This is a genomic window from Streptosporangium sp. G11, from assembly GCF_051192615.1.
Classification (GTDB): domain Bacteria; phylum Actinomycetota; class Actinomycetes; order Streptosporangiales; family Streptosporangiaceae; genus Streptosporangium.
Genome location: NZ_JBPJUQ010000160.1, coordinates 1 through 8,533, shown reverse-complemented (window position 1 = coordinate 8,533; position 8,533 = coordinate 1). Strand labels below are relative to the sequence as shown.

General features: G+C 66.8%; 8 protein-coding genes and 3 pseudogenes. 6 read left to right on the top strand and 5 right to left on the bottom strand.

Features of this window, described 5'->3' with window-relative positions; translation table 11 throughout:
* Positions 1-95: 95 nt before the first annotated feature.
* Positions 96-584: pseudogene (locus ACSDR0_RS48230) on the bottom strand (Tn3 family transposase); the annotation flags it as partial.
* A 170-nt stretch (positions 585-754) separates the two neighbouring features.
* Here ACSDR0_RS48230 and ACSDR0_RS48225 point away from each other — a divergent pair.
* Positions 755-1,252 (top strand): hypothetical protein, encoded by a 498-nt coding sequence (locus ACSDR0_RS48225; RefSeq protein ID WP_435295716.1) that lies wholly within the window; start codon positions 755-757, stop codon positions 1,250-1,252.
* Between the two features lie 72 nt (positions 1,253-1,324).
* On the opposite strand, the gene ACSDR0_RS48220 is transcribed toward ACSDR0_RS48225, so the two are convergent.
* The gene (locus tag ACSDR0_RS48220; protein WP_435295715.1) at positions 1,325-2,920 is read right to left on the bottom strand and encodes an ISL3 family transposase; all 1,596 of its coding nucleotides are present in this window, start codon (positions 2,918-2,920) and stop codon (positions 1,325-1,327) included.
* A 69-nt stretch (positions 2,921-2,989) separates the two neighbouring features.
* Positions 2,990-3,406: pseudogene (locus ACSDR0_RS48215) on the bottom strand (Tn3 family transposase); the annotation flags it as partial.
* Between the two features lie 274 nt (positions 3,407-3,680).
* Between ACSDR0_RS48215 and ACSDR0_RS48210 the strand changes: the two are divergent.
* Positions 3,681-4,475 carry an IS5 family transposase gene (locus tag ACSDR0_RS48210; protein WP_435295714.1) on the top strand — a complete coding sequence of 265 codons (795 nt, stop codon included), beginning with the start codon at positions 3,681-3,683 and terminating at the stop codon, positions 4,473-4,475.
* 614 nt (positions 4,476-5,089) lie between these two features.
* Here the strand turns inward: ACSDR0_RS48210 and ACSDR0_RS48205 are convergent.
* Positions 5,090-5,308: a hypothetical protein gene (locus ACSDR0_RS48205; RefSeq protein ID WP_435295713.1), complete on the bottom strand. Its 219-nt coding sequence runs from the start codon at positions 5,306-5,308 to the stop codon at positions 5,090-5,092.
* Between the two features lie 575 nt (positions 5,309-5,883).
* Between ACSDR0_RS48205 and ACSDR0_RS48200 the strand changes: the two genes are divergently transcribed.
* The 4 genes from ACSDR0_RS48200 to ACSDR0_RS48185 all read left to right on the top strand — a co-directional run bounded on the left by ACSDR0_RS48200 (position 5,884) and on the right by ACSDR0_RS48185 (position 8,461).
* Complete coding sequence (locus tag ACSDR0_RS48200; RefSeq protein WP_435295712.1) at positions 5,884-6,204, top strand: hypothetical protein; 321 nt, start codon at positions 5,884-5,886, stop codon at positions 6,202-6,204.
* A gap of 561 nt (positions 6,205-6,765) precedes the next feature.
* Complete coding sequence (locus ACSDR0_RS48195; RefSeq protein ID WP_435295711.1) at positions 6,766-7,071, top strand: transposase; 306 nt, start codon at positions 6,766-6,768, stop codon at positions 7,069-7,071.
* Positions 7,071-7,364: an IS3 family transposase gene (locus tag ACSDR0_RS48190; protein WP_435295710.1), complete on the top strand. Its 294-nt coding sequence runs from the start codon at positions 7,071-7,073 to the stop codon at positions 7,362-7,364. The genes ACSDR0_RS48195 and ACSDR0_RS48190 overlap by 1 nt, the downstream gene beginning before the upstream one ends.
* A 95-nt stretch (positions 7,365-7,459) precedes the next feature.
* Positions 7,460-8,461, top strand: coding sequence for an IS1380 family transposase (locus ACSDR0_RS48185; RefSeq protein WP_435295709.1), 1,002 nt, complete (start codon positions 7,460-7,462; stop codon positions 8,459-8,461).
* Here the strand turns inward: ACSDR0_RS48185 and ACSDR0_RS48180 are convergent.
* Positions 8,440-8,533: pseudogene (locus ACSDR0_RS48180) on the bottom strand (IS5/IS1182 family transposase); the annotation flags it as partial. The gene ACSDR0_RS48185 and the pseudogene ACSDR0_RS48180 sit on opposite strands and share 22 nt — an antisense overlap.

The window sequence follows — 8,533 nt, the reverse complement described above, 5'->3', positions numbered from 1 at the left end:
ATCTGGGGGCGACCACCACCCCAGCCCCGCACCCTCCGCCGCACGTTCGTCTACCGGCTATGAGGAACGCGGCACTAGTACAACTTGGCCCGTTTTACTGCGTTGAGCCAGGTCAGGCCCCTTTTGTAGCCGTAGTACTTGGGTGAAGGCCCGGCGTTGATCGTCTTGACCGGGACGACGAACCGCAGCCCGTCCACCGAGGCCAGCAGCCCGCCGCCCCACGCCGTGACGATCGGCACCCGGCCCTGGTGCTCGATCAGGATCGCGTTGGCCGCGGCGTGCGTCTCGCCGCGGACGTAGTTCTGGTCCACGTGCGAGAGCCGACTCCGGGTCAGCGCCTCGTCCCCGGCCTTGATCACCGGGGTGAGGCCGACGTTGCATGCCTCGCTGATCAGCAGTGCCACCAGCGATCTCGGCAGGTCGTTCATGCGAGTGGAGATGTCGGCCAGGTGCACGTAGACGTCCAGGAACCCGGTCCAGGCGTGCACCTCCAGCAGCAGTTCCGGCGGGTCGATGCGGAGCAGCATGGCCTGGCAGGTGGCCCGTAGCCGTTCCAGCGACTCGCTCTCGCCGAGCGCGCCGAGTTTGGCTCTGACCGCGGTTGCGTGAAAGCCGAGGCGGTGTCATAGGCCAACGATGAAGGTCGGTAGCGTTGACGGGTGGTGCTCGTGCGCCATCAGCCGCTGTGGGTGTGTAGGTCGTCCTCAGCGATCCGCACGACCTGACTGTCGGAGGGTGCTGGCAGCATGTGGGCGTGGGAGATCTCTACGACTACTTCGCCCAGCAACACGACTGGGGCCGCTACGACTACTTCAGCGCGCCGGACGATGAGGCCGCACTGACCATCTTCGATCCTGGGCCAGAAGACGATCCCGGACCAGTGGACGCCGGCTTCCGGACACTGGAGACCAAAGGGGTCGATGCGTATATGGAACTCGGACACCTCACGGCCTTGCTGGTCGGGCGGCCCTTCGATGACGTGGTTAAGCAGCCGCGCTTCTGTAAGACGCTCGCGAAGGATCCCGACAACGACACCACCGAACTGCTCACCGTCATGGATCAGTTGCGCGACGCGGTGGCGGATGCCTCCCCCGAGCAGCTGGCCGCGGTTGCCGAGGACTGGTCGAAGGCCGGGGATCTGGGGGTGGTCGATCTGGAGTTGCTGATCGAGTGGCTGCGGGAGTTTGCGGCGTTGGCGAAGGACGCCCGTGCGCAAGGTCACCGGCTCTACTGCCTGATGTCGATGCCGTGATGACGATCGCTTGGCCTGCGCGGCTGGTGGTACTTTCCGGCCAGATTGCCCTGGTCGTAACCTTCGTGCAGGTCATGGCTGGGTGAGGATGCGGGTCCGGAGGAGCTCGAAGCAGGCGCGTCCATACATGGCGCGCTTGAATGTTTTCACCCGGTTCACGTGTCCCTCGACCACCCCGGAACTCCACGGCAGGGTGAGGCCGGCGGTGACGGCGTCGAGGTCCTGGCGGAGGGAGCCGGCGAAGCTCTGCATCGGTTTCGGTGCGTCCTGCTCGGCCTGGCGGATCCACTCCAGCAGCAGGTATCCGCGCCGGTGACGGACCAGGTCTGCGAAGGTACGGGCGAGGTCGCAGGCCCGGGTGATGTCCGGACAGACGAGACGGACCTCCAAAAGCCGCTGGTCCTGGCTCTCAGTGAGAGTCTCGCGAGGCCGCATGATCCATGAGGTGATCTTTCGAGGACTGGGGATGTCGGCCCGGACCGGTTCGGCGGTGCCCGCGCGGAGGGCGGCGAGGTGCTTGCGGACGACTTGGCAGCTGCCCTGGTAGCCGCGCTCACGGATCTCCAGGAACAGGCGGGTGCCGCTGACCTGGCCTTGGGTCTCGGTGAACCGGGTGTTGAGATAGGTCTTGAACGGCTCCAGCACGCCGCCTGGCCGCCGGTCGCGGGCGGAGACCAGGAGCTGGTCGAGGGCGGTGTCGCGGAAGCGGCGCACGGTCTTGCGGTCCAGGTTCATCCGCCGGGCGATCGCGCTGATCGTCCAGCCCTTCTCCAGCAGACGGTGGATGTCCTCATAGCGGTGGCGGGTCCGCTCGATCATCTGGGTGCGAGGCAACTCTGGCACCGGCAACTCCGGCAGGCCCGGTTCCGACACCGCTGGCTCCGTCTCCTGCTCGGCGTTTTTGCGCAGGCAGTCGCGGTGCTGGTGGCAGGTCTTCTCCACCGCGGCGGACAGGTTCTGGAGCAAATGCCAGCGATCAGCAACTTCGAGGGCGTCCGGGGCGGCCTCCTTGACCGCCTTGGTGTAGGCACTGGCCCGGTCCCGGCAGATGATCTGCGCGCCGGGATGGTCCTTGAGCCAGGTGGCAAACGTCTGCGAGGTACAGTCGGGCAGCACGTCCACGACCCGGCCTGCCTCGATGTCGACCAGCACGGTGCCGTAAGTGCAGCCCTTGCGGAAGGCGAACTCATCCACCCCCAGCACCCGCGGAGCATGGTCCGGCACCGCTGGTGCTTCAAGCAGTCTGAGCAGGCGGGTCCGGCCTGCGGTCAGCCGCAGCCGACGGCACAGCCGTGCGGCCGGACGTCCCCCCAGTTTCACCGCGATGGATCGCAGCCAGTCGGTCAGCCCGACACTGGACCTGCGGTGCCGCTCGGTCAGCCCGCCGACCTGCTCGACGAACGTCCGGCGCGAACAACTCCTGCGGTCGCAGAAGTAGCGGCGCACCCGCAGCCGGACGATGACCCGACGGGAGCCCAACGGCCGTTCGTCCAGGGTGCGCCGGTAGGAGCTGTGCACGCGTCCCGTCCGTATTCGGCAGTCCGGGCACCGGCCCGGACCACCGGTAGATGCCGCCTCCGCCACGAGGGCGTCCCAGGAGCCGCTGACGCGCTCCACTCGCACATCGATCCCGGCAAAGAGCACATCCTCGATCGCATTGCTCGCCATGGCGGAGGATACCTTGCCGAAACGATCCTCCGTTCCCACCCCTGACCTGGGGATTCACGCAACCGCGGTCAGAGCCCCGAGGTTCTCCACCGACAGCCGGGCCCGCCCACCCCCGGCCGGACTCACCACCGAGACCAGCGCGTCCTCGCCCGCCTCCTCCAGCCGGGCGGCCATCTGCTTCCAGGCCGCGTCCAGGGCCAGGACCTTGCCGTTCAGATGCTCCTGGACCGGGTCGGTGAGCGACAGGGATGCCAGCACATCCTCAGCGATCGCCTCCCACTGCGCCCCGGCCAGCAGATGCGCGCGCGGGTCTGCCCAGCGCAGCGACGGCGAGACGAACACGTCCCTAATCGTCAGGGCCCGCATCAAGTGCTCCAGCACGCACACGACATACGCGTCACGATCCACCGCGCCCTGCGGCAGGTCCGGGTTGGCATACACCGCCCGCTTCCAGGACGCGGTCACCAGCGCGGCGTCGATCTCCTTAGTGCCCGTGAACAAACTGATCGCCGAGCCCGTTGCTTGGGCCGATAATCGGGCGAAATGGTGACGTAGCGCGAATCTTCTGCGACATAGAGCAACCTTCCGGTAGCAACGGTGGTTATCCCAGCCCCGTCACCAACCGGAAGGTCTGCCGCCGTTGTACGCCACCGCTCCCGCCGCTGTCTCCCGTAACGAAGAAACTGCCTGCTCCTGTGTGGCCTGCCGGTACGGCCGCGGAGCGCAGCGCCCGGCCCGGACGCGCTGCTACACCACCGACATGAGCGACGAAGAATGGCAGGCCATCAAGCGGCTGATGCCCTGGCCGGCCTGGTTACATGGCAACGGCGGACGACCGGAGAAGTACTGCCGTCGCCTGATCATGGATGCCATCCGGTACGTGGTCGACAACGGCTGCACGTGGCGCAATCTGCCCGCCGACTTCCTGGTGCCCTGGCGCACCATCCATGCGATCTTCACGCGCTGGCGGACCGACGGCGATCTCCACGCGCTCCACAACGACCTGCGCGAACACCTCCGGCTGGCCGAAGGACGCCAGGCCGAACCCAGCGCAGGGATCATCGATTCGCAGTCGCTGCGGGCCGCCGAGACCGTCGCCACCAGCTCGCGCGGATACGACGCAGCCAAGAAGGTACAGGGCACCAAGCGGCACATCGTCGTGGACACCCTGGGCCTGCTGGTCGTCATGGTCACCGCCGCCGGCGTCCAGGACCGCGACGGTGCCAAGCCCGCGCTGGAACGCCTGCGCGACTGGTACGAGAGGATCTCGCTGATCTGGGCCGACAGCGCCTACGCGGGCAAGCTCGTCACCTGGGCCCAAAAGCACGTCCGGCTCACTCTGGAGATCGTCAAACGCAGCGATGACGTCAGCGGCTTCGTGGTCCTGCCTCGCAGGTGGGTGGTGGAGAGGACGCTGTCATGGATCTGTCAGCGTCGGCGGTGCGTACGTGACTATGAACGGTTATCCGAGCACCACGAGGCCATGGTCCTGTGGGCGATGATCATCCTCATGGGACGACGACTCGCGCGATCCACCTCTCCCCAATCGACCTGACGATCAGTTTGTACACGGGCACTCAGTCGGCGGGCGCAGACAGTGATCAAACCCGGCCCCTCGCCGCCGAGCTGGGCGACGGGATGACAAGCCGCAGCGTGAGCATTCACGCCGTACGCGGTGTGTGACGAGGTGCTCGGCTGTGTGACGATCCGTCGTTTTGATCAAGTCGGTGTGCTGTGGTGAGATCATCCGGTGTCCGGCTTGGGGGAGATGTCGCGCGAGGAGCTGATCGCTCCAGCCCCGCCCTCATCGACCGGACGGCGGTGCTGGAGAAGGAGAACGCCGAGTTGCGCGAGGGGGTCGCGCGGCTGGAGCGGCTGATCTCGCGTAACAACGGAAACTCGGGGATGTCCCCGACCAGTGACGATCAGCCGGGCAAGACGCAGCCGCAGGCCAAGCCTGTCCGTGGCGGGAAATGTCGCCAGGTAAGCAGCCCGGAGCGCCGGGGACCACCATGGCCTGGACCGACGACCCGGACAACACCCTCGATCACTTCCCAGTCGGGCTCTGCGGGTGCGGCACCGACCTGGCCGGCGCGGCCGATCTGGGTGTCACGACCCGCCATCAGCAGGGTAGTTCTTCATCACCATCAGTGACATACAGCCAGCGTATCAGTCAGGATAATAGGCCGTTGGTTGGACGACGATGCCACCCAAGTAGGCCTCACCGGCCCGATAGCAAATATCATCGATCAGCACAAGACCGTCGGCAGTGACCTGTACACATTCCACGCCGTCATCCTGCATCAGCTCGGCCATGTTCGCGGTGAAGAAGTCGTAGTTCTTGTCGATGCGGACCGCCCGTCGGCGTTCACGGCCGCTGGCGCCCACTGCGCGGAGCACCCGGCCCCGACGAGCAGCCCGGAGATCATGTCCAGGTCGGTGGTGGCCGGGTCCACGCAGAATACCTCGCGAAGCCGAGCAACCGCTCGTGGTGCTGCGGCGACTGTGCCTCGAACCACGCCAGCCGCTCGCCCTGTACGCCCGGATTGATTGGCGCCGCCAGTGTGCCACCTCCCGCGCCGTCTCCGCCCTTGCCCGGCCCATCGCCTGCTGCTCGTCCGCAGGGTCAGATGGCGCACATCATGAAGTAATCCGGCCCACCCGGCCACGATGATCTCCTTCGTCTGCCTCCGCCGGTCCGGCGTCTCCGGCCCGACGACCAGAACCATCCACCCGCCCGCTGACGACCTGCGCACCAACGGCTGACGGCTCCAGCCGCATGATCGTCAACATCGTGGGCCGGTAGGGCGACGTGTCCGGGAGGAGTTCGGCCAGCTCACCGTCGGCACCTTTGCCACGCATCAGTTGCGGAACGCGGGACGATGAATCTGAGTTGGCAACCCCCTGCCAACCGGGGCGATTCCATCGCCCCGGTTGGCGTTGATCGTCTAGAGTGCCACACCATGAAGATCAAGGCAATCGCCGCAATCCTCGCCGCCTCGGCGATCGTCTCCTTGACCCCCGGCGTCGCGAACGCCCAGTTGCTACCGTCCGGATGTAAGAGCGGATTCGGCTATCCGCCCTCCGGTGGAGGCCCGTACTACTACACCTGGGCCATGTGCACAGATGGGACCGGATACGTCCGGGCCGACGCGACCTGTACCAATGGGAGCACCAACAAACAGATCACCGGCTCATGGAAGCTCCAGGACAAGCAATCGTCAGCCCACTGCCCCAGCACGCACCCCCGCGCTATCGCCCACGCCTACACCATCAAGCTGTGACCTGACGGCACTCCTTCAGGGCATCCTGAGCCCTGTGGAGGCACATCGATCGCCTCATCCGGCAGCACTCGCGATGCGCTCGTGGTGGTCGCCGGGCGGGTGATCGGCCGGTGAATTGCGGTTCCAGCAGGCACGCCTGCTGGAACCGCTCCGTCTCGCCGGGCTCGCGCACCAGCCGGGCGACCTCCGCGATCCCGGCCGCGCGCAGCATCCCCGCCGAGGCGGCCAGGCGACCATCGGTAGGCGAGCGCCACCTTGTGGTCGTAAGCTTGCGGCTGATCGTCGTCGCCCGCGTTCCGCAGGTTCTGTTACTCCGCTCCCAACCAGTGCTGACGGAACGTCGATCAGACGACTTGTGGTGAGTTGGCAGGCTTCGGTACGTGCGCAGGCACCCAGGCGTCCAGGACGAACCAGCCATCGGTCAGGTTCGTCGTCACCTGGCCATCAAGTGCCAACAAGCGGGTGTGAATCGCTCCGGGTTGGTTGGAGGCCCTGGTGTGCCCCCGGTTGAGTGGAGTTGGATTTCTGGATTCTTGTGCCACTTGATGAGAGGAAAGTGGCATGGGACGACGGGATTACCCGCCGGAGTTCCGGCGTAAGGTGCTGGACCTGCTCGAAGCGGGCCGCACGGGCACCGAGCTGGCCCGTGACCTGGACATCAGCGCTCAGACGATCTACACCTGGCGGCGGCAAGACCGCATCGATCGCGGCTTGCAGCCCGGCCTGACCAGCAGAGAGAAGGCCGAGCTGGCGGCCGCCAAACAACGCATCACCGAGCTGGAGACCGAGCTGCAGGCCACGCGCAGGGCGATCGAGCTCATCCGCGAGGCGGCACCCCCAAAAGACGGTTCGAAGCCATCGCGGTGATGGCCGGCGAAGGCATCCCGGTCGAGGTCGCCTGCCGCGTCCTGACGGTCTCGGCGTCCGGCTACTACGCCTGGCGGGACCGGCCGCCCTCACCGCGGGCCATCCGGCACGCCTGGCTGACCGGCCTGATCCGGCAGATCCACCAGGGCTCGCGCGGCTCCTACGGCGCCCGGCGGGTGCACGCCGAGCTGACCCTGGGCCACCAGGTGTCAGTCAGCCACGGCGCGGTGGAACTGCTGATGCGCCGGGCCGGGCTGGAAGGTCTCAGCCTGGATCCACGGAGCAGGTTCTGAGTCGAATGCTCAACAACTGAAGAGAGTGTCCTCTGGCCTGGGATGATGGGAGTTCTTGAGGCTTCCAGCAACCAGTTCGAAAGGACACTCTCCACGTGCGATTGTTTCATGCCACCGCCAAGACCCGTGCGATCTTCGACGATGACCACGTGATCGCGTACGGCGGGCTGGCCTCGGCGATGCGGCTGGCCGAGCGCTGTGACCTGGACGGCTTGGTCGGCGAGCACGTCGCGCTCGCCAGCCCCGACAGCGTCAACGCATCCGCGAAGGTCGCCTCGATCGTGGCGGGGATGATGTGCGGCGCCGACAGCATCGACGACCTGGACGTGCTGCGGCACGGCGGCATGGACAAGATCTTCGACGGCATCCGCGCTCCATCCACGCTCGGCTCCTTCCTGCGTGCCTTCACCTGGGGCAATGTCCGGCAACTGGACAAGACCGCCCGGCTGTTGCTGGTCGCTCTGGCCGGGCACACGCCGCTGCTGCCCGGCGCGGACGTGCTCACCTTCCTCGACGTCGACTCCATGCAGCGCCGCACCTACGGCTACGCCAAGCAGGGATCAGGGTTCGGCCACACCAAGATCGGCGGCAAGAGCCTGCTGGTGCGCGGGCTGAACGTGCTGGCCGCCACCGTGTCCACGCCGCTGGCCGCCCCGCTCATCTGCGGCACCCGACTGCGCGGCGGCAAGGCCAACTCCGCCCGCGGCGCCGCCTCCTTCGTGGCCGAGTCCATCACCGCCGCCCGGCAGACGGGCGCCGGCGGCACCCTCGTGCTGCGCGGCGACTCGGCCTTCTACAGCGCCGACGTCATCGGCGCCTGCCGCGAGCGTGACACCCGGTTTTCCATCACCGCGAAGATGGACCCCAAGACCAAGGCAGCGATCGCGGGCATCGACGAGACCGGGTGGACGCCGATCACGTATCCGAACGCCGTCTTCGACGACCAAGCGGGCGGGTGGATCTCCGATGCGGACATCGCTGAGGTCGACTACACCGCGTTCACCAGCAAGAAGGGCCAGGTCGTCACCGCCCGGCTGATCGTGCGCAGGGTCCGGCGGCTCAATAAGAAGTCGTCTCATTTGGTGAGCCGGCGGTAGCAGATGAGGGCTGCGGCGATAGCGACGAAGGACGCGAAGTGGTCGGCGCGGCGTTCGTAGCGCCGGTGGAGG

Excerpts from the sequence above, each read along its gene's own strand:
- ACSDR0_RS48220 (WP_435295715.1), bottom strand. The coding sequence starts at position 2,920 with ATGGCGAGCAATGCGATCGAGGATGTGCTCTTTGCCGGGATCGATGTG.
- ACSDR0_RS48210 (WP_435295714.1), top strand. The coding sequence starts at position 3,681 with ATGAGCGACGAAGAATGGCAGGCCATCAAGCGGCTGATGCCCTGGCCG.
- ACSDR0_RS48190 (WP_435295710.1), top strand. The coding sequence starts at position 7,071 with ATGGCCGGCGAAGGCATCCCGGTCGAGGTCGCCTGCCGCGTCCTGACG.
- ACSDR0_RS48195 (WP_435295711.1), top strand. The coding sequence starts at position 6,766 with ATGGGACGACGGGATTACCCGCCGGAGTTCCGGCGTAAGGTGCTGGAC.
- ACSDR0_RS48200 (WP_435295712.1), top strand. The coding sequence starts at position 5,884 with ATGAAGATCAAGGCAATCGCCGCAATCCTCGCCGCCTCGGCGATCGTC.